This is a genomic window from Pseudoclavibacter sp. CFCC 14310 (genome assembly GCF_008831165.1).
In the GTDB taxonomy this organism is placed as follows: domain Bacteria; phylum Actinomycetota; class Actinomycetes; order Actinomycetales; family Microbacteriaceae; genus Pseudoclavibacter_A.
Genome location: NZ_WBKC01000002.1, coordinates 696,316 through 720,103 on the forward strand (window position 1 = coordinate 696,316; position 23,788 = coordinate 720,103).

At 65.2% G+C, this 23,788-nt stretch carries 18 protein-coding genes and 1 pseudogene; 9 read left to right on the forward strand and 10 right to left on the reverse strand.

What is annotated here, in order from left to right; translation table 11 throughout:
* Positions 1-129: 129 nt before the first annotated feature.
* Positions 130-1,242 carry a DUF4365 domain-containing protein gene (locus tag F8O06_RS07025; RefSeq protein ID WP_192496883.1) on the forward strand — a complete coding sequence of 371 codons (1,113 nt, stop codon included), beginning with the start codon at positions 130-132 and terminating at the stop codon, positions 1,240-1,242.
* Here F8O06_RS07025 and F8O06_RS07030 read toward each other — a convergent pair.
* From F8O06_RS07030 to F8O06_RS07045, 4 genes and pseudogenes are all read right to left on the reverse strand, one after another.
* Positions 1,230-5,291, reverse strand: coding sequence for a hypothetical protein (locus tag F8O06_RS07030; protein ID WP_158038130.1), 4,062 nt, complete (start codon positions 5,289-5,291; stop codon positions 1,230-1,232). The two genes, F8O06_RS07025 and F8O06_RS07030, sit on opposite strands and share 13 nt — an antisense overlap.
* 165 nt (positions 5,292-5,456) lie before the next feature.
* Positions 5,457-6,239, reverse strand: a complete 783-nt coding sequence (locus tag F8O06_RS07035) for a hypothetical protein (protein WP_158038131.1) — start codon at positions 6,237-6,239, stop codon at positions 5,457-5,459.
* 484 nt (positions 6,240-6,723) lie between these two features.
* A pseudogene (locus tag F8O06_RS12510) lies at positions 6,724-6,921 on the reverse strand (hypothetical protein); the annotation flags it as partial.
* A 712-nt stretch (positions 6,922-7,633) separates the two neighbouring features.
* On the reverse strand, positions 7,634-7,903 hold the full coding sequence (locus tag F8O06_RS07045; RefSeq protein ID WP_158038132.1) for a Rho termination factor N-terminal domain-containing protein: 270 nt from the start codon (positions 7,901-7,903) through the stop codon (positions 7,634-7,636).
* A gap of 278 nt (positions 7,904-8,181) precedes the next feature.
* On the opposite strand from F8O06_RS07045, the gene F8O06_RS07050 reads away from it, so the two are divergent.
* Complete coding sequence (locus F8O06_RS07050; protein ID WP_158038133.1) at positions 8,182-8,910, forward strand: NUDIX hydrolase; 729 nt, start codon at positions 8,182-8,184, stop codon at positions 8,908-8,910.
* Between the two features lie 110 nt (positions 8,911-9,020).
* Complete coding sequence (locus tag F8O06_RS07055; RefSeq protein ID WP_158038134.1) at positions 9,021-10,064, forward strand: hypothetical protein; 1,044 nt, start codon at positions 9,021-9,023, stop codon at positions 10,062-10,064.
* Between the two features lie 7 nt (positions 10,065-10,071).
* Here the strand turns inward: F8O06_RS07055 and F8O06_RS07060 are convergent, their stop codons facing one another.
* Positions 10,072-10,926, reverse strand: coding sequence for a carbon-nitrogen hydrolase family protein (locus F8O06_RS07060; RefSeq protein ID WP_158031654.1), 855 nt, complete (start codon positions 10,924-10,926; stop codon positions 10,072-10,074).
* 130 nt (positions 10,927-11,056) lie between these two features.
* Here F8O06_RS07060 and F8O06_RS07065 point away from each other — a divergent pair, with 130 nt between their 5' ends.
* The 3 genes from F8O06_RS07065 to F8O06_RS07075 are packed head-to-tail and all read left to right on the forward strand — an operon-like array spanning position 11,057 to position 15,272.
* The gene (locus F8O06_RS07065; RefSeq protein WP_158038135.1) at positions 11,057-12,628 is read left to right on the forward strand and encodes a class I adenylate-forming enzyme family protein; all 1,572 of its coding nucleotides are present in this window, start codon (positions 11,057-11,059) and stop codon (positions 12,626-12,628) included.
* Positions 12,629-12,660: 32 nt separating this feature from the next.
* Entirely contained in the window at positions 12,661-14,085 is a 1,425-nt protein-coding gene (locus F8O06_RS07070) for a beta-ketoacyl-[acyl-carrier-protein] synthase family protein (RefSeq protein WP_225733432.1), read from the forward strand.
* The gene (locus F8O06_RS07075; RefSeq protein WP_158031656.1) at positions 14,082-15,272 is read left to right on the forward strand and encodes an acyl-CoA dehydrogenase family protein; all 1,191 of its coding nucleotides are present in this window, start codon (positions 14,082-14,084) and stop codon (positions 15,270-15,272) included. The genes F8O06_RS07070 and F8O06_RS07075 overlap by 4 nt, the downstream gene beginning before the upstream one ends.
* 118 nt (positions 15,273-15,390) lie before the next feature.
* On the opposite strand, the gene F8O06_RS07080 is transcribed toward F8O06_RS07075, so the two are convergent.
* On the reverse strand, positions 15,391-15,594 hold the full coding sequence (locus tag F8O06_RS07080) for a cold-shock protein (RefSeq protein ID WP_158031657.1): 204 nt from the start codon (positions 15,592-15,594) through the stop codon (positions 15,391-15,393).
* 458 nt (positions 15,595-16,052) lie between these two features.
* Here F8O06_RS07080 and F8O06_RS07085 point away from each other — a divergent pair, with 458 nt between their 5' ends.
* Together F8O06_RS07085 and F8O06_RS07090 are read left to right on the forward strand one after the other, a co-directional pair.
* Positions 16,053-17,381 (forward strand): bifunctional glycosyltransferase family 2/GtrA family protein, encoded by a 1,329-nt coding sequence (locus F8O06_RS07085; protein WP_158038137.1) that lies wholly within the window; start codon positions 16,053-16,055, stop codon positions 17,379-17,381.
* On the forward strand, positions 17,378-19,441 hold the full coding sequence (locus F8O06_RS07090) for an ArnT family glycosyltransferase (protein ID WP_158038138.1): 2,064 nt from the start codon (positions 17,378-17,380) through the stop codon (positions 19,439-19,441). The genes F8O06_RS07085 and F8O06_RS07090 overlap by 4 nt, the downstream gene beginning before the upstream one ends.
* A 138-nt stretch (positions 19,442-19,579) precedes the next feature.
* On the opposite strand, the gene F8O06_RS07095 is transcribed toward F8O06_RS07090, so the two are convergent.
* The 4 genes from F8O06_RS07095 to F8O06_RS07110 form a co-directional block, all read right to left on the reverse strand.
* The gene (locus tag F8O06_RS07095) at positions 19,580-20,779 is read right to left on the reverse strand and encodes a hypothetical protein (RefSeq protein WP_158038139.1); all 1,200 of its coding nucleotides are present in this window, start codon (positions 20,777-20,779) and stop codon (positions 19,580-19,582) included.
* 144 nt (positions 20,780-20,923) lie between these two features.
* Positions 20,924-21,490, reverse strand: a complete 567-nt coding sequence (locus tag F8O06_RS07100) for a GNAT family N-acetyltransferase (RefSeq protein ID WP_158031867.1) — start codon at positions 21,488-21,490, stop codon at positions 20,924-20,926.
* A 99-nt stretch (positions 21,491-21,589) separates the two neighbouring features.
* The gene (locus tag F8O06_RS07105) at positions 21,590-22,420 is read right to left on the reverse strand and encodes a formate/nitrite transporter family protein (RefSeq protein WP_158038140.1); all 831 of its coding nucleotides are present in this window, start codon (positions 22,418-22,420) and stop codon (positions 21,590-21,592) included.
* The gene (locus F8O06_RS07110; protein ID WP_158038141.1) at positions 22,417-23,358 is read right to left on the reverse strand and encodes a VOC family protein; all 942 of its coding nucleotides are present in this window, start codon (positions 23,356-23,358) and stop codon (positions 22,417-22,419) included. The genes F8O06_RS07105 and F8O06_RS07110 overlap by 4 nt, the downstream gene beginning before the upstream one ends.
* A 195-nt stretch (positions 23,359-23,553) precedes the next feature.
* Here F8O06_RS07110 and F8O06_RS07115 point away from each other — a divergent pair, with 195 nt between their 5' ends.
* The gene (locus F8O06_RS07115) at positions 23,554-23,766 is read left to right on the forward strand and encodes a heavy-metal-associated domain-containing protein (protein ID WP_158031663.1); all 213 of its coding nucleotides are present in this window, start codon (positions 23,554-23,556) and stop codon (positions 23,764-23,766) included.
* Positions 23,767-23,788: the final 22 nt, after the last annotated feature.

Sequence of the window (23,788 nt, forward strand, 5' to 3'; positions counted from 1 at the left end):
CCGCAGAATCTGCCAGTTCTCGGCCAGTCTCATGCCTCTAGCGAGCAGCCGTGCGCTCCTGTGTCAGATTGCTTGTGGTGACATCGTGACGCAGCGGACATCGTTGGCAGGTGCCTGAGCATGGTGGGGATGGGAGCGCACGACGAACTCGAGAACCGATACACGCCGAGGTTCGAGACGTTGCTCAGCGAGAGCGGAGTCGTGGTCGAGTACCGTCGTGACCGCGCCGGCATCGATACAGGGCTGCATCTGTTCGCGCGTGAAGAGAGGCCCACGAGGCAGGGCGGAGAACGGCCGCACTGGCGTGCACTCGCCGGCCGAGTCTGGTTCCAGCTCAAGGGCATCCACGCATCGACGATGTCCGCAGATGAATTCCATGCAGCCAAGCGCGTCCCAGTAAAGGTCGGGGTCGAGCACCTCAGATTCTGGTTTGCCGCACCTGAACCTGTCTACTTGGTCGTGTATGTCGAGTCGGTCGATACCTTCGTTGGCGTCGATGTCCGTGAGCTTGTTGAGCGAGAGTGGGGCCCAAGGTTCTACGCTTCCATGCGCGATCGCAGTGGCGAGGTCACCGCCCATGTACCAACTGCATCGATCATGAACTCCGAGCGCATTGCATCGCTGGTGAACCATCGCAGCATGCGTATCGACGGGCCAGCATTCCGTGAGCGCCCGCTTGGACACCGTATGGACCCGCTCAGATCGGTCCTCGCGTACCCCTCGAAAGAACGTTGGGTAGAGATGGTGATCCGTATCCTGCAAGTCCACGATTTCCGTGAGGCATCACTGCACCAGGTTGGTGAGCTGACGGTCCTTCGCGGCACCATCGCGCAAACGCTGCTATGGCAATCGCCAGCCTTCGCGGAGTATGGCTATCGGTATTTAGGCGAGGTGCGTGACGAGCCGGCACCCGAACAAGTCTTCGGCGATGTATGTGTCATTCTCGACGGAGCCAGGGACCGGACAGCCTTCTCCGCCAAGGAAGCAGCGGCCGCGTCCGAACTCATCGACACGGCTGCTACAAACGAAGAATCCGTTGTGCTGTTCTTTCGTGGCCGTGACCTCAGCGGCACAGGCGGATTATGGCGCTGCACGGCTCGTGGGTCGATGGCGAACGGTTGGAGCGGAATGTGGCACCAGATTGGGCTTGAAGCGCTAAGCTTTCTCGTTCTCACCGCCACCCTTGTCTACCTTGAGTTCGCGCCGGACCTCGACTGGGATGACGCAAACTATATGGACTGATCAAGGGCCCCGGCGTCGGCAGAGCCAAGCTGAACAGCAGGAGCTAGAGAAAGGTCAGTCAGGGCTTGCCAAAGACCCGCCTCGATGGCTGCGGCGGTGGGTCCTTGATCGACTACGTCGAGCAGTTCCCCGGCGAGTATCAGAGCCGTGGTCTCTTGTAGTTCCGATTCAACTTGCGCGACCAACGTGCTCAGTGCGGCCCCGAGGACCGGCCCCACGGAATCTGGCAGTTGTGCGACCGCAGTCTGGGCAGCGATCGCCATTTGGGCGATCTCGTCGGCAGTTGGCGCTGGTACCGTGGCCGGCCATTCGGCTGGCCGTCGTCGGTGCAGGGACAACGCCCATGACGCGCGGGCTACCGACGCGGTTAGCTCACGGACCTTCTCGGTGGCGGTGTCTGCGGCCTGCGTCAGTGTGAGTCCGGCAGCCGTGAGGTGCTGTTCGAGAGATTCGCCCGCCAGTGGGAGAACCGGTCGCTCACCGTAGTGCGCCATGATTACCGCTAGCGGAAGTGGGCGAACGCCGTCGATCGCGAGCGCCCATACGTTGCAGTCGAGAGCGTGACGGGCCTCTGCGTCAATGTTCGCTAAGGCGGCAACTGTTTCGTCCCAGTCCTGCAGCCCCGCTGTCACCAACCATCCGGTCTGATCGATGCTGCTGGGGAAGGGTGCGGGGTCCGGCACCGACTGTAGGACAGCGCCGGGAACGGCGGCTTCGATCACGGACAACACCGCATGTTGTTGCTGTTGGGCTGTGATTGCCGAAGCCGCCGTGATTGCATCGACTGTCGCATGGTCGCCGAATCGGACTGAGCGCCAGGCGTCGGGGTCGTTTGCGGCGCTGATCGCGGCCCGCGCCAGCCGTTCGAGTTCACTGCCGAGTGCATCGGGGACTGGTTGATCGAGGCCGAAGTATGTTGGTGTCAGCGATCGCGCGTGTTCTACCTTGGCGGCTGCATCTCGAAGAGACATCGCCACCGCGACGCGATTATCGTTCGTATTGAGGTTGCTCAGCGCTTGCGCGGCGGCCCCGAGCGCTTGCGAGACCGGGTCGTTCTGTCGTTGAGCGTCATCCTCGCTGGCGTGGGAGGTGGCTCTTTTCTTCGATCCATCCTTCGGTGTGGAGGCTAGTTTGCCGGCTCGCTCGCTTGCGGCTTGCACACGCTCCGCCCAAGCTTGCGCCTGGTGAGGCGGATCGTTGGCCCGTAGGCGGAAGGCGCCCTCGCTTGCAAGATCGACGAGTTGCTGGGCAATCTGCGCCTGTTCGAGGAGCAGGGCTGTCCATGTCGGTGCCGCCGATAGCATTCGGATGGCTCCTTGGAAGCCGACATTACGTCGGACTCCAGCACGCTCTTTGAAGACCTCACGTGCCATGTGCTTGAAGCCCGGCTCAAACCCGCCGGCTTTGTAGCGTTGTCCTGATGGCGTGATGGTGATGACCTCGACGTGACTTGCCTCGGGGCACGCGAACGCCAACTGCCGCGCCAGCGTGACGACGAAGTCGTTGAGGGCATCGCTGCTGCGTGCTGATGGGGCATCCCAGGTCATGCCGGGCGGCTGCTCCTGAATATCAAGACCATGCATGACCGTCACGGACGGATCAACCTCCGTCTGCATCGTCAGTGCGACGGCCGAAGGTTCGGATCGGGCGATCACCAGGGCGCGGTGCCCCACCGTGCTGAGCGTAGCTTCGCGGTCCTCGGCGGAGACGAAGGGGCTCAGCGCATCGATCAGACGCGCCCAGGCGTTGGCTTGGGTGGTGTTCGTCGGCTCGTCAAAGGCCCGGAACACCGCAGCAGCCTCCGATGTGTCGAGCGGCACGGTTCCGGCCAGGGCCTCCAAGAGACGCACGGCCTCGACAAGAGTGCCCGCAGTGAGCAGGCGCACGACGAGGGCAGAATCGAGGTGCGAGGTGATGGCCTCAAGTATTGGCGAAGTACGTGGCGGCAGCGCTCGCGCGATCTGGGTTATCTGCGTAGCTGCGCGATCGAACGCTGGCGAGCCGATCGGGTCGAGGGTCGTGTCCTGGTTACGAATTCCGTAGATGAATGGAGCTATCAGAGTCGGCGAGACCCCAGAAGGTGCGAGGCGTCGAATGATCGGGAGACAGTCTTTGGCATAGGCGACGTTGTCCGCGCGCTCGGCCCCTTCGAGGAGTTCGGCCACCCCAGAGGTGGTGGTATCCGGCGCGTGGAGATGACCCGCAACCGCCTCGGCAACAGCGACGACGGTATCTGGGAAGCGTTCGGCGGATCGACGTAGCAACCAGCCCGCTTCGTTGGCGGGGAGCAACTGAGCTATGACTCTCAGGGTGTCGCTGAGCGTGGGGGGTGGGGCGTCGTGAAGCAGAGTGGTCAGAGTCTGCGAACGAAGTTCGTGGAGGCCTCTCCAGACGTCGCCGTCGTCGAGAACGACATGTTCGTTTTTCAGGGTCGCCAAGGCGTCGCCGACTGCGCTATTGCTCCCAGCGACGGCCGCCAGTGCATCTCCGAGCATTCGGGCAGTCAACGACAGGCCAACTGCGTGAGCTGCGAGAACAAGGCGAGCGGCCTCTCGCTGAATCTCTCGTCCAGAAGCCGCCAGTTCGGCGGCTTGTGAGGCAAGGATCTGCTCCAGGTGCTTGCCCTCGCGCAGCAAGGAGAGAAATTCCATGAGCAGGCCGTCACTGCGCGCAAGAGCTTCTGCGGTGGCCATCTTCGTCGTAAGGTCCGCGCGCTCGATACGCTCGGCAATCAGCTCAGCGGTGAGGCGGTCGAGCACGGGCCTGATGACACGTGTGCTGCCGTTCAGTAGACGGGGGCTGAAGTCTTCTTCGCGTGCCGCACCGATGACGAAGACATGGGGAATCTCGCGCAGGAAAGCAACAGCATTCGGCCACGCGCTGGTGGAAGGTCGGCCGAGGTTGTCCGCTGCGACGACAACCGGAGATGTGGCAGTAGCGCGAAGCAACTCGACGTGTCGAACCAACAGTCGAGCGTCGTCATCTGTAGTCACGCGGGCGACACGAACGACGCGAGCCCCAAGGATCACGTCACGGCTTGCGCGCCAAAGGAGCACCGATTTGCCCGAACCGGATGGGCCAACGATGACGGTGTACTCGCCTTCTTGGGCTGCCTGGGTGATCTGATCCATCTCGTCAGCCCTAATGACATCCAGGCCCTGTGCGATGTGAATAGGCGCACCGTCCACGCCCAGATAGAATCGGCTGGCGGACGTCACCTTTGTGGTCGAGTAGTCCGCAGGGCGGCACACGCCTGCGGATACCGCAGCGTCCAAGCCGGTTACGTCGACTGCTGACTGGACCATATGCAGCGCGGTATCAACGTCGCCGAGTGCTAATGTTCGAGCCTCATCGAGGCTTAGGTGTCGTTGGTCCGCACTCGCCATCCCGAACGCTTCGTACAGCGCGCCGACAGTGAATGAAGCAACAGATGGATGAACACCTTGTTGATCGCTGAGGAGCGCCTCGGTCTGCTCACGCAGGTTCCACGGCAACGACACGAGGTGGACACGTCCAAGCGCAGTGGTTGCGTCTGTGCGGGTCACGCCCCGGGCGACGAGAGAGTCAATCAAGGCGATGCACCGCTCAGGATGTGCGGCAAGTGCTTCGTCCCATCCGGTGAACTGCAAGCCCGAACCGACGTTGCCATCGGTGACGATAACGATCGGGCCAGTCGTCGCATGCATAGCGTGCAAGATCGCGTCGCGGATTCTGGAAGTCTCTAACTGTCCCGCTCCAGCGCTGACCTCCTTCACCTGCACCAGAGTCTCGTCGCCTGTAGTTGTGCGACAGTCGAGGTCCTCGAAGCCTTCGGGAACTAGCGTGGTGAACGGCAGGACTCCTGCACGAGACATCACAAGCACGTGCACCGAGACAACGAGCTGCCAAGTGACGCCTGCGACGTTGCGCGAGCCGTGCCTCAGCTTGCCCCACAGCTCCTCGCGGACGTCGCTGTCCGCAGAGTGTGGCGGTGTCGGCGTGTTGGCACGCCGCGTCGCGATCCGGCCTCGTCTACGTGGCTTCTTGCGGCCGCTGCTAGGCGAACCCATGGCGCTTCCTTCGCGAAGTTGCACTCTAGTCGGTCGAGCACGGGCTGCCCTCGACCTATAGAACAATGATAGCGAGGGTCACCGACATAGCGGGTGTCTGCTGGCCCGCAGAAGCGCGGGACGAGATAGTTAACGGACCAGCGAATACTCATCGGGTACAGATTTTCAATCTAGCGGGCCCCAGACACCGCTATCATCGTCCCAGATGGACACAGTCTTGGGATTTTCTTCCGTTGGAATGACCGGTGAGTCTTGGAAAAAGGTTGTTGCAGCTTGGTCGAGCGAATCAAGGGCACGTTGCGCCACTGTCTCGTCGTTCGTAGTAACGACCGCTTTAAACGAGCGCTGGCCGTCGGCGACGGACAGGTTAATTGCAGTGACGGCCAGGGCATCCCCGCCGCGGGGCGTCCTCCGCCGGCTGAACAGCTTCTTTATTCCTTCCCAGATTCCGTTGGCGCCAACCGAGAGGAGAATCGTATAAGAGATGTCGATATAAATCTGAGGATCAGGAACAAAGCTGAACTGGTATGCGCGTTCGACCTGAATCAGATCTCGAGCAATGCCAATCTTGGCGAGTTCTTCCTCGGCATCGATGAGAGCATCATCTGCAAACCAAGCGTGATCGGCGCTGAGTTGGATGACGGCATCACCCGTGCGCTCTTCGCTTTCGTCGCGAGCCAGCGGAGTTGTAAGCATTGCCGATACCCCAGGGCGTGACTCGAGCCAATGATGGTCATCCTCGTGAATTTCGGCCTCGAACCGTAATTCGTCTATTCCATCTTGACGGCTCTCCACGAAGGCGACAAAACCCCGCATCCGGATCGGCCTGGATAACTTATGATCCACGTGGAAAGGGATATCTCTTCCCTGGATTTGTTTCGCCAGCTCCCTGAGCATATCGGGAGGGATCGAGACACCACCGTAAGCCTCGATCGGTTCACTGGTCATCAACGTTCCGCGAACTGGTCGCCACTCCGAACTTGTCATGGCGCAATTCTCTCCTATTCGCGCCGATAGACCGAATGGCGCCACTGATTGTTCAAGGTGCAGCGCTGTTGATCACCCATAACGCGGCGTTGCTCGTATGAGGCGATTCTCGGAGTTCGGATGCCTCGAAGTGGCACCGAATATCTTGGCCAAACGGCCGGTCGACTTCAGCGTTTCTTGGTTTAAATCCCGTGCCAAACCCATCAGAAACCCATCAAGATCACCCAAGATAGACCGCCAACGACCGGCTACACTCGGAATAGGAGAACCGCCTAGATCCCGCAAACACAAGGGAACCCGAGGGGTTCCACGACAACCGTGTCAAGGGATTTGAACCTACGACCGCCAAGGGGTCGCAGGTTCAAATCAGGTCAGCTCGCCAGACAGAACGCTCCGGACTCCTGCAAACGCACGGCGCGTGACGTTTTCTCGTTTCCTAGTTCCCCTACTCAGTCGCCTCGGAGTGATCTAGAGGTGATGACTTCTTGACCGCCTTCGCACGAGCGTGCTGCTGAAAATGCTCACTACCATGCCGACCACCTGTGACGGTAAATACGGCACCCGAGACAAAGGAGACCTCTTCCGAGGCCATGTAGACGTAGGCGGCCGCAAGCTCGGCGGGTCGGCCCGGGCGGCCGAGCGAGCTGTTCTCGCCGAAGCGACGCTATCTCTCGTCCCAGCCCGCGGCAGGAATGAGAAGCGTCCAAATGGGTCCCGAGCAACCGCGTCGACGCGCGTGCTCCACCCCCTGCTCCTCAGCGAAGACACGGGTGAAAGGCCACGACAGCGGCCTCGCACATCATAATGACGGGCGCGACGAGGTTCGTCTCGAACACCTCGAGGATCTCCTCGCATTCGATTGCAGCATCGGGTTTGCACTCGTACTGACCCCCACCATTAAGCACGAGTACAGTCGAGTCTTTCAGCCGTGTAGTCAACGGCGTCGACACAAGCAGACTCCTCGCGGAGGTCTTCCGGCAGCCTGAGGCACCTGCGCCCCGCGTCTACGCTGTATCGTTCGGTCTCTGCGGCGTCTGGTTCCTCCTGCGGCAGGTACGAGATCGCGACATCTGCCTCTCCCATGCAAAGGAAATCGCGATGGCGCGACCGATACCAGAGTCACCGCCGGTGATGAGTGCCCGCTGTCTCAGAGTCTCGCGCTACCACAGCAACTCTCCTCACCGTGGTTTGCTCGGTGATCCGTCGAGGCGGTCATGCCCGGCTGGTCCAGCTGATTCTGCGCCGGTAGTGGCGGCTTCGGATACTTGTAGCTTGGACGGTGTTCGTCAAGGTGTGCCCCGTTGTGGTGCGCTCCTCTGTCGTCGCTCACTTCATCGAGACGAGGATCGCCCGAGTCAGTGCTCGCGTAACAGGCGGATGAGCTCGGCTTTGCGCAGCTTGGAGTAGCCGGTGAGGCCGAGCTCCTTCACACGTTCACGTAGTTGTGAAACGGTGCTCTCTTCGTAGTCCTCTGCCTCACCGCCTCGCTGGCCGATCGTCGACCGGCCTTCCTTGGCGGCCGCGTTCGAGATGCGGGCGGCCTTCTCTTTCGACGCCCCTTCGTCACGCAACCGCTCGTAGATTTCCTCATCCTTCAGTTGGGGCACGGATGATCGTTTGGGCATCGTCCTCTCCTTTCTTTGCATGTGGTCCTGCGGAGGCTGCGCGCCCGCCATGCAGGCGGAAGGCTACGCAGGAAACCCCATGGGCTCGCGTGCTGCCGGCTGCCGACTGCCGGAGAGAGTTTCGACCACTGACTCTAAGCGGAGCCCTGTCGCACGACCACCCCACTGACATGCTTGACAGCGATGCCTCATGGTGACGTTCCGTCGAGAATCAACACCTATCGCTCTCCAGATACACGACCGCACGGCGTGGCAGCGCCCTGCCCTATGGTGTCATCATGACCACATTGGCCCAGCAGGCACGGCACCAGCTCGAGGCGCAGTTCGGGCGCGGCTATCGCATCCCCTTTGTCGCGCAGGGCACCGGGACCTCGAAGGCCGACGCACGCCGCTCGGCCGTGCTCATTCTTTTCGGCCAGCTCGACGAGGTGCCCGCCACCGCCAGCGCGACCGCCGCGGTCGATGCCGCAGATCACGCTACAGACACCCGCCCCGTCGTGCCCGAACTCGACGTACTGCTCACCCGCCGATCGAGCACGATGCGCGCGCACGCCGGCCAGATCGCCTTTCCTGGCGGCGGCGCAGAGCCCGACGATGCCTCACCGGCCGCGACGGCGCTGCGCGAGGCCAATGAAGAGACCGGTCTCGACCCGACCGGCGTCGACGTGTTGGGCACGCTGCCCGACATCTACATTCCCGTCAGCAACAATCTGGTCGCGCCGGTGATCGGCTGGTGGCGTCGCCCGAGCGAGATCGCGGCCGACAACACCGAGTCGACCGAGGTGTTCCGCGTGCCCGTCGCCGAGCTGATCGACCCGACACACCGTGGCACGTCGGTGCTGCGGGTCGGCCACCAGACGTATCACGGCCCGGCGTTCCGGCTCGCGTCGCACTTCGGCGGGCATCTGGTCTGGGGCTTCACCGCGATGCTGCTCGCCGGCGTGTTCGACTCGCTCGGGTGGTCGGTTGCGTGGGATGCCGACCGCCGCTTCGAGGTCGTCCGCTGATCGTGCATGGTCGCCGCCGGTCGAGTACCGCTTCGTGCACCAGCCGACTAAACTCTGTGGTCGTCACTGTGTCGCACGCAATGTCGAGCTGAGAACAGGAACCACAGAACATGGCCCAAGAAGCCAGAAGCAGGAGCCACGCGAACGGCGGTTGGTGGATCGCCAGCGCGCTGATGGTCGTCGCGCTCGTCTGCGGCGGCTACCTCTGGTACCTGCACGGCGGCAATCTCGATCAGCTGAGCACAGGCGCCGGAAGCGATGAAGGCCGCTGTGCGTCAGCCACCAATTCGCTGACCGAAGCGCAGAAGTCACTCACCGATGCGGCAGCCGCAGCGAAGACCGCCCTGCACGAGGCAGACGTTGACGCCGACGTCGCGAGCCGTCGCCCCGCCGAGGCCGCCGACGAAGAGGGCCCCGCGTACGCGGCCACACCCGATGGCACGACGCTCATCGCACAGCTGCGGCCGGCCGCGAGCAGTGCCACCACAACGCCGGTTCCCTCGTGCAGCACGCGATCTGACGCCGACGCGATCGGCATCCACGCCGACGAGGTGAAGGCACAGGCCGACGATCTCACGAAGAGCACGGCGACGCTGCGCCAGGGCATGACCCAGCTCAAGCGCGATCAGGCCGCCGAGACCGCCCCAAAGGTGCTGAGCGCCTCAGACCAGGTGCTCTCCGATGCCCACGCCACCGATGAGTACGCAACCAGCGACGTGGGGCGCACGCTGATTCCCGACGTCGAGAGCCGCCGTGACGCTCTGCGCAAACTGACGCAGACCGACACCAAGAACGTCGACGCCGCCATGTTCGACAAGACGGTGGATGCCGCACGCTCCGGCGCGACGGCGCTGGCCGCAGACCTGGCCGAGTGGAAGCAGGCGCGTGCTGACGAAGAGACCGCGGTCTCGCAGAAGTCGCTGGAGCAGGCCGCGTTCGACACCTCGCACGACGAGGAGCACGATGCCGACGAGCAGGATGCCGACCACTCCCCCAGCGCTCAGAGCGCCGCATCCGACGCATCTGCGGGCGGCGAAGACATCCGGCTGCACGCCTTCTGCAAGGCGCAGAACGGCTACATCACCTACCGTGCGTCGAACGGCTGGAGCCGCATCACAGCCAACCAGGATTACCTGCAGCGGCAGTGCGACTGACCGTCGGTCAGCGCTGCTGAGACTCGTCGGCGATCGTCACGGCGAACCTCCGGCCCAGCAGCGCCGGGTTCGTGGCACGCACTTGGGCGATGCGCTGCAGGCTGATCTCGGTGTGCACCAGAGCGTCTTCGGCACCGGTGGCCGAGAGCACCACGCCCATCGGGTCGACGATGAGTGACCGTCCGATGCCGTCGGGCACCGACTGCCCCGCAGCCAGCACATAGACGGTGTTCTCGATGGCACGCGCCTGAGCCAGCGTGCGCCAGTGGAGCTCTTTCAGCGAACCGCCGACCCACTGCGACGGCACCGCCACCAGCTCGGCGCCAGCGTCGACGATGCGTCGGGTGATCTCGGGAAAGCGCAGGTCGTACCCGGCCTGCAGCCCGACGACGATGCCCTCGACCTCGAAGGTCTGCGGGTCGTCGAGCGGCCCCGGCCGCACATACCGCGACTCATGGTGCCCGAACGTGTCGAACAGGTGCACCTTGCGATAGATGCCCTCGATCTCGCCTTTGGGCGACACCGCGACCACGGTGTTCCACAGCCGCTGGTCATCCTGGTCGTCGACCTCACCGAAGCCCGCGACCACGTGGATGCCGTGCACCGCCGCGATCTCGGCGAGCTGACAGACGAAGGGGCCGTCGAGCGGCTGCGCGTGGGCGACGAAGTCTGCCCCGAGACGACCGCTGAAATACGAGGCGTACTCCGGGAAGACCACGAGGGATGCTCGGCGACGGGCCGCCTCAGCGACGCACCGCTCGATGATGCGCAGGTTCTCGGCTTCATCCGGCCCCGGCGAGATCTGTGCGGCCACCACCACCACGGTCTTGTTCAGCCAGAGAGAGTCTTCGGGAGTCGACATGACGTCATCTTCTCACAGCACAGGCGTCGAGTCGCCGCACGACGCTCTGCCCGCAGCGGCCGGTGGGGTAAGGTGTGCGTCATCGAGGCAGAACGCCGCCCGTCTCAGCGCACCTTTCGAGGAGAAAACCGTGCCCATCACTCAGTCGATGCTGCAGGTCGCGGCCTCGCACCCCGAACGCCTCGCGATCGTCGGCGACCGTCTGCGTCTGACCTACCGGCAGCTCGTCGACGACGGAGCCCGAGTGCAGGCCGCCGTCGAGCATCTGCTGGGCCCCGACCGAGACGCGACGACAGCCGGCATCCCCGAGGCGCAGGGCCGCCCCATCGTCGGCATCTGCCTGACCGACGCCGCACAGACCGGGCGTCTCATCGCCGGTCTTGCGGGCTTCGGCGCGATCTCGGCGACCATCGACCCGCGCTGGCCGGTCGACCATCAGCTGCGCGTCATCCACCGCACCCAGATGGCCATCGTCATCACCGACTCGACCACGCTGCGGCAGCGGCTGCACGACTGGACGGGCAAGGTGATCACCTCGACTGCCTTCGACGAGCTCACGCGCACTCTGCCGTCGGCGAGCGCACCGACCGTCCGCGACGGCGACGAGCCCTTTCTGCTGCTGTTCTCGTCAGGTACGACCAGCGCGCCCAAGGGCTTCATCCGCACCCGCCGCGAGTACCGCTACAACATCGCCGTCTCGAGCCGCTACCTCGAGGCGCTCGACGGCGAGCGCACCCTCGCGCCCGGCCCCATCTCGTACAGTCTGACGCTCTATGCCCTGCTCGAAGTGCTCGCCTCAGGCGGCACCTGCTCGCTGAGCGACTCGTTCTCGCCGATTCCGCTGGTCTCGCGCATGCGTGACGAGCACATCGAACGCATAGTGGCGGTGCCGGCTGCGGTGCAGGGCATCGCTCAGGCGGCACGACACGAGCCGGCCGCGGCCGAGCATCTGCGGCTGCTGGTGACCGGCGGCGCCAACCTCTCGGCCAGCGTGCGTGAGAGCGTGCAGCAGACCTTTCCCGGTGTGCCGCTGATCAGCTACTACGGGGCCGCCGAGATCGGATTCATCGGCGACAGCCGCGGCGGCGACGGCACCCGCATCCATCCCTACGACGGCGTCGAGATCAGCATCCGCGACCCGCACGGGCAGCCGGTGCCCGACGGTCAGATCGGCGAGCTGCAGGTTCGCGTGCCCTCGACGGCGGCCGGCTATGTGGCCGCACTCACCGACGAGCATCTCGTCGACGACGCCGGCTGGGCGACGGTGCACGACCAAGGCCGGCTGGTGGATGGCGCGCTCGAGCTGGTCGGGCGCCCAGGCGACATCGTGGTCACCGGCGGTCACAAGGTGAGCCTTCCCGAGGTGGAACGTGCCCTGGCCGAGATCCCGGGCTGCGAGCGCAGCTGCGCGGTCGCCGTGCCCGACCGCACGCTCGGCTCGATCGTGGTCGCCGTCATCGAGCACGATGAGCGGGATGCGGGCGCAGTCGGGCTGCCCACGAACGTCGAGCAGCCCACGAAGGCCCAGCTGCCCACGAAGGCCGAGCTGCTCGGCGAGCTGCGTCGGCGTCTGGCTCCGCAGTTCGTGCCCAGAAGGTTCTGCGTCGTCGCCCGGCTGCCGCGCACCGTCGGCGGCAAGGTTCGGCGGTCCGAGACCGCTCGGCTGATCGAGGTCGACGGGCCGGAGGTCACCCGGCTATGAGCGCAGATGTGTCCACGAGCTCACGTCCGTCTGTGAGCGCACCCCAGAACGGCGCACGCCGCCCGGTCTTCGTCAGCGGGTTCGGTGCCGTGACCCCCTGCGGGCTCGATGCCGAGACCACCTGGCAGGCGGTGCTCGCGGGGCGCAGCGGCGTCGGGCTGCTGCACGGCCCCGACGGCTGCGGCGGATCGTACGACAACCTGCCCGTGCGCATCGGCGGGCAGGTTCGCGACTTCGAGGCGAGCTCGGTGCTGCCGCCGCACGAGGCGCGCCGACTCAGCCGGGTGCTGTGGTGGGCGATCGCCGCAGCAGACGAAGCCCTCGCTCACGCCGGGTCTGCTGGTCGGCTGCCGGGCGCACCACGTGCCGAGATCATTGTGGGCACCGGATCTGGCCCGATCGAGACGATGCAGCAGCAGACCCGGGCGCTCGACGCCCGTGGGCCGAGAGGAGTCACCCCGTACGTCGCCATGCACGGCGCACCCGACGCCGCCGGCGCCCTGCTCAGCATGCGCTACGACCTGCACGGCCCGACCGCCGGCCTCTCGGCCACCTGCGCGAGCGGGGCGGTCGCACTCGGCGAGGCCATGCGCCGCATCCGCCACGGCTATGCCGACGCCGTGCTCGTCGTGGGCATGGAAGACTGCCTCAACGCGGTCAACCTATCGGCCAACGCACGCATGCGGGCGCTGGCGGCCGGGTACGAGGCCGACCCGGCATCCGCCTGTCGCCCGTTCGACCGCGCCCGCAGTGGGTTCGTCATGGCGCAGGGCGCCGCGGCCGTCCTGCTCGAATCCGGCGAGAGTCTGCGGGCGCGCGGCGGTCGTCCGCTCGCCGAGCTGGCCGGCTACGGGGCATCGAGCGATGCCTGGCACGCGACGGCGCCCGACCCCGAGGCGCGCGGCGCGGCGCAGGCGATCGACGACTGTCTGCAGGATGCCGGCGTCGCGCCCAGAGACGTCGATCACGTGAACGCGCACGGCACCGGCACCCCGCTCAACGACAGCATGGAGGTGCGGGCCCTCGACCGCGCGCTCGGCGCGGCGGCACAGCAGGTGCCGATCACCTCGACGAAGTCGTCGACCGGGCATCTGCTCGGCGCCTCGGGCGTGCTCGAGGCCGTGTTCGCCGTGCAGACGCTGCGCGACCGCGTAGTGCCGCCGACGATCAATCTCGACGAGAGTGCGTTTCCCGACCACGACATCGTCACCGGGCAGGCCCTGCCGGTCGACGTGCGCACGGTGCTGTCGAACTCCTTCGGCTTCGGCGGTCATAACGCCTCGCTGCTGCTGCGCCGCGCATCCGCACTCGCCCCCAGGAGACCTCGTGAGCTCGCATCCGCAGACGGCTCAGGCTCAGCCTCAATCCAACATTCAGACTCAAGCCAAGACCCAGCCCCAGACCCAGACGACCGGGCAACCAGCCGGCCGCCGACCCATGCGAAAGGCAATCGATGACTGACACCGCACACCGTGACCGCGAGGCGCGCTTCGCCGAGATCTCGCAGCAGCTGCTGCCCGACGATCTCTGGCAGCGCATCCATGATCGAGCCGCCGACTACGACGAGCGCAACGTCTTCTTCGACGAAGATCTCGCCGAGCTACGCGAACACGGCTATCTCAAGGCGTTCGTGCCCACCGAACTCGGCGGCGCCGGCCTCGGCATGCACGAGGTGTCGCTGCTGCAGCAGCGTCTGGCGCAGGCTGCACCGGCGACGGCTCTCGGCATCAACATGCATCTGGTCTGGACGGGTGTGGCGCACGCCATGGCCGCTCGCGGCGATCACTCGCACGACTTCGTGCTCGAAGAGACCGCCGAGGGAGAGATCTTCGCCTTCGGCATCAGCGAGGCGGGCAACGACTTCGTGCTCTTCGGGTCGACCACCGAGGCCGACCCCCAGGACGACGGCGGATATCGCTTCACCGGCACGAAGGTGTTCACCTCGCTGGGCCCGGTCTGGACGCGGCTGGGGGTGCACGGGCTCGACCAGACCGACCCGGAAGCCCCGCGAGTGGTCTACGGGTTCGTCAATCGCGAAGACGGCGGCGCCGAGCCCGTGGGCGGCTGGAATCCGTTGGGCATGCGCGCGACCCAGAGCCGGTCGACGCGGCTCGATCACGCGCTGGTGCACGCCGACCGCATGACCCGAAGCATTCCGGTCGGCCCCTCCCCCGACCTGCTCACCTTCGCCATCAACGCGAACTTCCAGCTGCTGATCGCATCGGTCTACACAGGCCTCGCCGCGCGGGCGCTCGATCTTGCCGTCGAGGGGCTGCGCGGCCGATGGTCGGCCAAGGCTTCGGAGTCGCTCGCCGAGGTGCCGGAGTTTCGGGCGCGCATCGCCGACATGGCGATGGAGTACGAAGCCGTGCCGCCGCAGCTGGCGACGTACACCAGAGAGTTCGACGCCCTCGTCGATCACGGCGCCGGCTGGGCCCGCCGGTTCGTGGGCGGCAAGCTGCGCGCCGTCGAGATGGCCAAGAACGTCGTGCAGGATGCGATCCGTCTGTCCGGGTCACGTGCCTATGACGCCGGCAGCGAGCTCAGTCGCCTCCAGCGCGACGTGCTCGCGGGGATGTTCCATCCGGCCGGGTGGGACGCCGCACGGCCGGTCTTCGCGACGCAGTATCTCGACGAGCAGTAGTCGTCAGACGACGAAAGAGGGCGTTCCCACCGAATTCATCAGTGTGAACGCCCTCTTGGTGTGTGCCGTGCGCGATCAGTGCGATCGTTCACGACTCACGAAGTCGACTGCGCCTGTCTCAGGCGTTGCGGATGTTCTCGGCCTGCAGACCCTTGGGGCCCTGCGTCACCTCGAACTCGACGTGCTGGTTCTCTTCGAGGTTACGGTAGCCGTCACCGGTGATCGCGCTGTAGTGAGCGAACACGTCGGCGCTGCCGTCGTCAGGGGCGATGAAGCCGAAGCCTTTTTCCGAGTTGAACCATTTGACTGTGCCGGTTGTCATGCTGTACTGCTTTCTTTCGTTGTTCGACAGCACTCCTGCACTGTCGATTTTTCGCGGCCCGGTGGGCGCGAAGCTCTTCTGTGTGCGTATGACAACCGTTGTCATACGACTTGTGCACGCCCTTTTCGCGCGAATCTGGTCGGACGCCGAGGCATATTCGCACATGCCACCGAGAGTGCTGATCGTCCGTTGATTGCTTTCGAAGGCCGAGCGGGAAATCACTCGGCCGTTCGACGACCGATGTGACCGAGAGACGACTGCCTGCATCGCTCTCGTCCGTACAGGCGCTCTCAACCGCCCGCGGTAGCTCTCAGCCTACACACCTCGCCTGTAACGCGCGACTCCTGCGGCGCGGCGCGTCGCGGCGAATCTCGCCGACAAGACTGTCACAGCTTGCTGCTCGGAACCGCACATGCAATCACCTCCTGCATCACAAGCACCGTTGCGAGCATGTTCATATGACGACCGACCAGACCCGACCGGCAACCGACCCACACCGTCTGCGCGCCCCTGATCCGCCGCAGACGCCGCACAGCGTGCTCAACATCGTGATTCCCGTGTACAACGAAGAGGCCTCGCTGGCGCGGGCGGTGACGACCACCCGCTCCTTTCTCGACGAGGGATTTCCGTTCAGCACGACGATCACCATCGTCGACAACGCATCGACAGACGGCACGTGGCAAGTTGCCGGCGCGCTGGCCGAGAGTCTGCCCTCCGTGCGCGCTGTGCATCTCGATCAGAAGGGGCGAGGGCTCGCGCTGGCCACCGCCTGGTCTGCAGCCGACGCTCAGGTGCTCGCATACATGGATGTCGATCTCTCGACAGATCTGCGCGCACTCGCACCGCTCGTCGCCCCGCTGGTCTCAGGGCACAGCGATCTGGCGATCGGAACACGGCTCTCTCGCACCTCTCGGGTGAAGCGCGGCGCCAAACGAGAGTTCATCTCACGCTCGTACAACCTGCTGCTGCACGGCACGCTCGGCGTTCGCTTCTCAGACGCACAGTGCGGGTTCAAGGCGATCTCGGCGCAGGCGGCTCGGGCTCTGCTGCCCTACGTGCACGACTCGCAGTGGTTCTTCGACACCGAGCTGCTGGTGATCGCCGAGAAGGCGGGACTGCGCATTCACGAGGTTCCGGTCGACTGGGTCGACGATCCAGACAGCCGTGTCGACATCCCGGCGACTGTCAGACAAGACCTCGGTGGCATCGTGCGGCTCGGATCTGAGCTCGTGCGCGGTCGCATCCCGCTCGAGACGATTCGTCGCACGGTTCGGCCAGGCGACCCGAGAGCACCTGCGTCGACCGATGCGAGCGCACCAGAGACGCAGAGCGGCTCGCTGCTCAGACAGCTCGTACGATTCGGTCTGATCGGCGTCGCGAGCACGGCCCTCTACACCGTGCTGCTGCTGATGCTGCAGACCATGATGAGCGCGCAGGCGGCCAATCTGCTGGCGCTGCTGCTGAGCACGATCGTCAACACCCAGGCCAATCGCAGGCTGACCTTCGGAGTGCGCAGCCGTGCCGGCACCCTGCGGCATCAGGGCCAGGGGCTGCTCGTCTTCGCCCTGTGCTGGCTGCTGACCTCGGTGGCGCTTTCGCTGACTCAGGGGTTCTCTCCCCTCGTTCAGATCGTGGCTGCCACCGTCGCGAACCTTGTCGCCACGCTGCTGAAGTTCCTGCTTTTTCGACGCTGGGTCTTCCGCCCGCACCCTGCCGATTCGACGTCGGCGGCCGATTCGAACGACCGATCCTCACACCCTACGATCATCTCCGGAGGAGACAAATGACGACCACCGCATCCACCCCCGAGACCGCCGCCGTCAGCGAGACGCGGGCGCCCGAGAGGCAGCGACGCCCACGGTGGGAGCTCCCGGCGCTCTGCGCCCTGCTGGTGGTGACGGCCTTCACATACATCTGGAATCTCGGCGCGTCGGGTTGGGCGAACGCCTTTTACAGCGCCGCCGTTCAGGCCGGCGCTGAGAATTGGACGGCGTTTCTCTTTGGCTCGTCAGACGCCGGCAACTCGATCACTGTCGACAAACCGCCGGCGTTCCTCTGGCTCATGGCGCTCTCTGTGCGGGTTTTCGGACTGAACACGTGGGCGATGCTGATACCTCAGGCCCTGCTGGGCGTCGCGACGACAGCGGTGCTCTATGCCGCCGTGCGGCGGGTCTCCACCCCCGTGGCTGCTCTGCTGGCCGGCGTCGCATTCGCGTCGACGCCGATCGTGGCGCTGATGTTCCGTTACAACAATCCCGATGCGATGCTCGTCTTTCTGCTCACGCTCACGGCGTACTTCGTCGTCCGTGCCGTGCAAGACGGCAGAACACGATGGATGCTGTGGGCCGGCGTCGCCATCGGGTTCGCCTTTCTGACGAAACAGCTGCAGGCCTTCGTCGTGCTGCCGGGGTTCGCCGCAGCCTATCTGCTGGCGGCACCGGTGCCGTTGAGACGCCGTCTGCGAGACGGACTGCTGGCCGTCGCGGCGATCATTGGGAGCGCTGGATGGTGGGTTGCTCTGGTCGAACTCGTTCCCGAGTCGTGGCGCCCCTATGTCGGCGGTTCGCAGAACGACTCGTTTCTCGAGCTCACCTTCGGGTACAACGGGCTCGGCCGCATCACTGGCAACGAGACGGGATCGGTCACACCCGGCGGAGGCGGCGGGCAGGGAAGCATGTGGGGCTCGACCGGGATCACACGTCTGCTCGACGGCGAGATCGGAGGTCAGGCGTCCTGGCTCATTCCTGCTGCGGTCATCCTGATGGTCGCGCTGCCCGTGCTCACGTGGCGTCGTCCACGAACTGACGCACTGCGGGCTTCGGTCATCGTGTGGGGCAGCTGGATGCTGGTCACCTTCCTGGTGTTCAGCTTCATGTCCGGCATCTTCCATGCCTATTACACGGTCGCTTTGGCACCGGGCATCGCCGGCGTCATCGGGCTCGGTGCCGCTGAGCTGTGGCGGATGCGCGGCGAGAGCGCACGACGCGGCCGCGCTCTGACCATCGTGCTGGCAGGGACGGTCATGGTGACGGCGGTATGGGCGTTCGTGCTGCTCGGCCGCAGCGAGAGTCTGCTTCGCTGGCCGGTTCTCGTGCTCGGCGCGGCCTCGGCGATCGGGCTGGCGGCCAGCGCCTGGGTTCCCGATTCGCGAAAGCTGGCCGTGCGCAGCGCAGTCGCCGCAGTCGTCGTCTGCCTCGCCGGGCCGACGAGCTACACGGTCTACACCGTGCAGCAGGGGTACACCGGCTCGATCATCACCGCGGGCCCTGCCGTGCAGTCTGGCAGCATGCGAGGCCCAGGCGGCGGCATGGGCGGCGGCATGGGAAGCGGTATGGGCGGCGGACAAGGCATGCCGCAGCCTGGAGCAGGCGCGGCTGACGGTGCCGACTCGGCGCCGAACGCTCCGGGCACCTCACCGGACGGCTCGGGTACCCAGCCGCCGAGTGCAGGATCGGCCGGAGGACGCACCGAAGGCCGCATGGGCGGCGGGCTTCTCGGCGGCACCACGGTCTCGGATCAGATCACAGAGATGCTGCGAGGCGATTCCACCGCCTTCCGGTGGGCGGCCGCCACGACAGGGTCGCAGAACGCGGCCTCGTATCAGCTCGCCGCCGACGTGCCGGTCATGCCGATCGGCGGGTTCAACGGCAGTGACCCGTTCCCGACGCTGCAGCTGTTCCAGCAGTACGTCGACGATGGCGAGATCCACTTCTACATCGCCGGGGGTTCCATGGGAGCGCCCAACGGCGGGTCATCGGCGTCCTCTGAGATCGAGTCGTGGGTGCAGCAGAACTTCACAGCTCAGACCGTCGACGGAGTGACCGTCTACGACCTCACACAACGGTGAACCGAAGATCGCCCGCCGCACTCTGCTCTGTGAGCAGCTGTGCGGCGGGCGATCTTCGTCGGCTCTGTTCAGGCGGCCGGCCCTGTGCAGGCCGCCAGCTCTTCAGGCGGTCGGCTCTGTTCAGGCCGCCAGCTCTGTTCAGGCCAGAGACGCCCTCAGACGGTCGGGCGCTGTCGAGCGGCCTTGCGCTCCATCCCCGACGCGCATCCGTCCGGTCGCTCCGGTGACTCCAGTCGCTCCGCTTGCTCCGAGCGCCTGCTGCACCAGTCGTACGCAGTTCTCAAATGCTTCGGCGTTGCGATCGGTCATCTCGCCGGCAAAGTGTCGCGCGGCGATTTTCATGTTCAGCGCCTGACGTCGTGTCGCCCAGCCCTTCTCGACGCGGCCGACCGGCAGAGCTCGAAGATAATGCGCGCCGACGAGGCCCGGCCATGAGACCGCCCGGCGGTCTGATCGTCGGGCGTCGGTACGCATCACTCGCGAGTTCTCCAGGTGCAGCACGCCGTCGAGCATGACGACGCGGCGGGCGTCGTAATGGTCTGCCTGACGCCACGAGCGGCTCGATTTGACCTGGACGCCGATCACTTCGTGCACTGCGGTGTCGATCACGATCATGTCGGCGTTCGCTCCGCCGGCGAATCGTTCGAACTGCGGTGGGGCGGGAAGCACCACTGTCTGAGGTGTCCGGCACGACACTTCGAGCAGGGCGATCATCGCGTCGATCTCTGTGAGCATTCCAGTGTGCCACCTGCGCAGCTGTCTCGTCTCAGCGTCGTCTTGGGCCATGCTGCCCAGGGCCTGTTCGCGCACTGCAGAGAACAGCAGGACGTCACTGGAGAGTTCGAACCGCGCCCGCGCCACCGTGCGGCGGATGCTTCGTGGCGTGCACTCGTCGAAGAGCAGTGCGCTCCACATCGGCAGACATCTGGCGTTCAGCCGGTGAAAGCTGAATTCGGTCAGCGCGTGGAGCACCTTCGCCGATTCGATCTGCTGAGATGCGGTCACTCCTTCAGCCGGCCCGCCAGAGCAACCGACTTCAGAGGCCGCCTGCTCGTTTGCGATCTCGACTGACAGCGCGACGAGTCGATCTCCGGCTGCGGCGAACCAGCGCAGGTAGGCCTGCGCCTCGGCATCGAGCTGATGCTTCGAGATGCCGATGGCTCTGCCTGCGAGACAGTCGTGCAGAAGACCGCCCCAGCGCTCGGCGTGGGCCCTCCCCTGACCCATGATGGAGTCGAGTTCGCGCTGCGTCTTCGCTGGGAGGCTTGCCCCAGCTGTCGCAGTGTGCGTCGGTGGAACTTCGCGGTGATACGCCTGCACGAATTCGCTGAACTGCATGACTCCTCCTGCCGGGAGCCGCAGCATGCGGTCCCCGACTACAGGGTGCCGCCTGATGCTGTGCCGTGTCTGAGCAGCAGCCGTGCGTCTGCAATCACCGAAGGGGGTCAGCGCCGGTTCGGTGCCAGCCGGGTCAGAGGGGTCTCAGAGGTGCTTCGGCAGCATGGCGGGGCGGGCCATGCCGGCCTCGGCTGGATGATCGTCGTCGAGGTCGAGTTCGAGCCAGGTGACGTCGTGCCACTCGTCGAACTTCCAGCCGACCCGTTCGAAGCGGCCGACCTCACGAAACCCCATGCGCTTGTGCATGCGGATGCTGGCCTCGTTCTCGCTGACCACGTTCGCGATGACGCGTCGGTAGCCGCGCTCGGCCAGACGATCCATCATGGCGTCGTACATCGCACGACCCACGCCTCCACGGCGTTCGTCGACCGACACGTACACGCTGGTTTCGCAGGTCCAGTCATAGGCGGGTCTGTCGCTGAACTCGTGCGCATATGCGTACCCGACGACCTGGCCGTCGCGTTCGGCGACCACCCATGCGTAGTGCTCGAGGGCTCCCTGCATGCGCTCGGCGACCATCTCGGTCGTCGGAGCGATCGTCTCGAAGGTGAACGAGGTGTGTTCGACGTACGGACGGTACACTTCGGCGCACGCCTGAGCGTCGTCAATCGTCGCCAGGCGGATGTTCAGATCGGTCACAGTCTCTGTCATCGTCACCGCGTTAGCCTAACGTTCGAAAGCGAACATGCAAACCCCTGTTTCCTGCGTGTCGCCGACGTCGTGGCACGCCCCTGGCATGGGATGACGGGATCAGGCGACGCGCCGATGTGCCCACCACAGTGGAAGGACGGTGAGCAGCAGCGCGCCGGCAAGGTTTCCGGCCAGTGCGGGCACCTGATTCCACGCCCACCACTGCGCTGCGGTGACGTCGGCGCCGAGTGCGATGCCGGCCGGGATCACGAACAGGTTCACCACCGCATGTTCGAGTCCCAGGGCATAGAACATCGTCACCGGCAGCCACATCGCCAGCACTCGCCCGGCAGTGTCGTCAGCCGCGTAGTTGAGCATCGCGCCGATCGTCACCAGCCAGTTGCAGAGCATCGCCTTGACGAAGACCACAGCGATGCCCAGGGCGCCGAGTGCGGCGTAGCCGGTCGTCTTGGTCTCTGCCGTGCTCACGATCATCGCGATGACGGCGGATGTTGCGCTGTGTCCCTCGGGCGTCCTGCCGAAATCCGTGGCACCGGCTGCGAAGAGGCCGATGAAGACGCCGGCACCGACGAAGTGCCCGAGCAGCACCCATGTCGCGTTGCGCGCGAAGTCACGGCCGCGAGCCCGGTGCGCGAGCATGGCCAGCGGCACGACGGCGAAGTTGCCGGTGACGAGTTCGAGACCGAGCAGCATGATGACTACGAACCCGATCGGAAACACGATGGCGCCGATCAGCGGCAGCCCGGTCTGCGTCGTGGCCGCATATGAGAGCACCGTCGCACACGAGAGCAGCGCTCCGGCAAGTGCACCGCGGGCGAGGAGCGACGCGGCCGGAGCCACAGCCCGTTGGGCTCCGGAGTCGATCACTCGATCGAGCATGACCCGGGCGCTCACGGCTCTCGGCGCGCTCACGGCTCTCGGTGCGCTCACGGCGCCAGCAGCTCGTCGATGACGATCTTCTTCATGCCCAGAAGTCGTTCATAGGCCTTGGGCCGCTGCATCAGCTCGCCGATGTTCGCAGGAACGATCTGCCAGCTCACCCCGAACCGATCTCGGCACCAGCCGCAGGCCTCGGCCTCAGGCGACGACGACAGCAGCGCCCAGAGACGGTCGATCTCGGTCTGGTCGGCGCAGTCGACCTGCAGAGACACACCCTCGGTGAAGGTGAAGTCGGCACTGCCGGTGTCGTCTGCGGCCGTGAGCCACTGGTCGCAGAGCTGAAAGTCCGCGAACTCCAGCAGCCCGTCGGCGCTGGCGTCGTCCGTCGGATCTTTGTCTGTTCGGCTGTGCGGAATGACCGTGCCGAGCCCGGCCATCTCGGCGCGCGGTCTGAACACGTCGACGTAGTACTCGATCGCCTGCAGGGCACTTCCCCGCTGAGGGCCGGCGAACAGGAGCGACGGCAGCACGAACGGCCGAGGCGCACCGCGAGGGTCGGTCAGGATCAGCTGCCAGCACACGCCGTATCGATCCTGCATCCACCCGAAACACCTGCTGAATGACGTCTCGCCCAACGGGGCGAGGGCTGTGCCGCCGCGACCGAGTGCCTGCCACACGCGGTGCAGATGCTCCTGTGCCTGAGCGTCGACGCTGGGGTCGAAGTTCAGCATGAGCGAGATCGACGGGTTCGGACGAAATTCCGCACCGGCGTTGATGGCGACGAGCCTCTGGCCCGCGACTGTGAACTCGATCGTGAGCTCCTGGCCCGCCATGGCTTCCTGGAAGGGAGGCAGACCCTCGTGCGGATAGTGCGAGACGTCGGTGACGTGGCAGTCTGGCAGCGCCTCGAGGTAGAAGTCGACGGCCTCGCGAGCGCTGCCGTCGAACCAGAGGTTCGGCACGATGCAGGTCTTCTCGTCTGTCTGCATCGGGGGCCTCCTTCGATCGCCGCTGACCATGTCATCTCATCGTGCGCCATGAGACCGTTCTGCCACCACTCGGGCGCCGCGGAATATTCGATTTCGTCGGTGCGACAGCACAAAGTCAGGAGTATAGTGGGCGAACGAATACCCCCACCGGGTATTCGAGCCGACGATCTGATTCGTCGAAGAGAGGAAGACGACATGAGCACGATCACCGATTTCGCCGTCACGGGGATGTCCTGCGGGCACTGCGAGCACGCCGTGCGCGAGGAGGTCGAGAAGATCCCCGGCGTGCAGAGCCTCGAGGTCAGCGCACAGACCGGTCGCCTGCACATCACCAGCGAGCAGCCGCTCGACGACGCAGCAGTTCTGGCCGCCGTCGAAGAGGCCGGATACTCGGCGACTCGCGGCTGAGCCGGCCGCAGTCAGAAGCCGC

What these genes read in the sequence shown, in the direction of transcription:
- F8O06_RS07025 (WP_192496883.1), top strand. Translation starts at nt 130, where the DNA reads ATGGGAGCGCACGACGAACTCGAGAACCGATACACGCCGAGGTTCGAG.
- F8O06_RS07030 (WP_158038130.1), bottom strand. Translation starts at nt 5,291, where the DNA reads ATGGGTTCGCCTAGCAGCGGCCGCAAGAAGCCACGTAGACGAGGCCGG.
- F8O06_RS07035 (WP_158038131.1), bottom strand. Translation starts at nt 6,239, where the DNA reads ATGACCAGTGAACCGATCGAGGCTTACGGTGGTGTCTCGATCCCTCCC.
- F8O06_RS07045 (WP_158038132.1), bottom strand. Translation starts at nt 7,903, where the DNA reads ATGCCCAAACGATCATCCGTGCCCCAACTGAAGGATGAGGAAATCTAC.
- F8O06_RS07050 (WP_158038133.1), top strand. Translation starts at nt 8,182, where the DNA reads ATGACCACATTGGCCCAGCAGGCACGGCACCAGCTCGAGGCGCAGTTC.
- F8O06_RS07055 (WP_158038134.1), top strand. Translation starts at nt 9,021, where the DNA reads ATGGCCCAAGAAGCCAGAAGCAGGAGCCACGCGAACGGCGGTTGGTGG.
- F8O06_RS07060 (WP_158031654.1), bottom strand. Translation starts at nt 10,926, where the DNA reads ATGTCGACTCCCGAAGACTCTCTCTGGCTGAACAAGACCGTGGTGGTG.
- F8O06_RS07075 (WP_158031656.1), top strand. Translation starts at nt 14,082, where the DNA reads ATGACTGACACCGCACACCGTGACCGCGAGGCGCGCTTCGCCGAGATC.
- F8O06_RS07080 (WP_158031657.1), bottom strand. Translation starts at nt 15,594, where the DNA reads ATGACAACCGGCACAGTCAAATGGTTCAACTCGGAAAAAGGCTTCGGC.
- F8O06_RS07085 (WP_158038137.1), top strand. Translation starts at nt 16,053, where the DNA reads ATGACGACCGACCAGACCCGACCGGCAACCGACCCACACCGTCTGCGC.
- F8O06_RS07090 (WP_158038138.1), top strand. Translation starts at nt 17,378, where the DNA reads ATGACGACCACCGCATCCACCCCCGAGACCGCCGCCGTCAGCGAGACG.
- F8O06_RS07095 (WP_158038139.1), bottom strand. Translation starts at nt 20,779, where the DNA reads ATGCAGTTCAGCGAATTCGTGCAGGCGTATCACCGCGAAGTTCCACCG.
- F8O06_RS07100 (WP_158031867.1), bottom strand. Translation starts at nt 21,490, where the DNA reads ATGACAGAGACTGTGACCGATCTGAACATCCGCCTGGCGACGATTGAC.
- F8O06_RS07110 (WP_158038141.1), bottom strand. Translation starts at nt 23,358, where the DNA reads ATGCAGACAGACGAGAAGACCTGCATCGTGCCGAACCTCTGGTTCGAC.
- F8O06_RS07115 (WP_158031663.1), top strand. Translation starts at nt 23,554, where the DNA reads ATGAGCACGATCACCGATTTCGCCGTCACGGGGATGTCCTGCGGGCAC.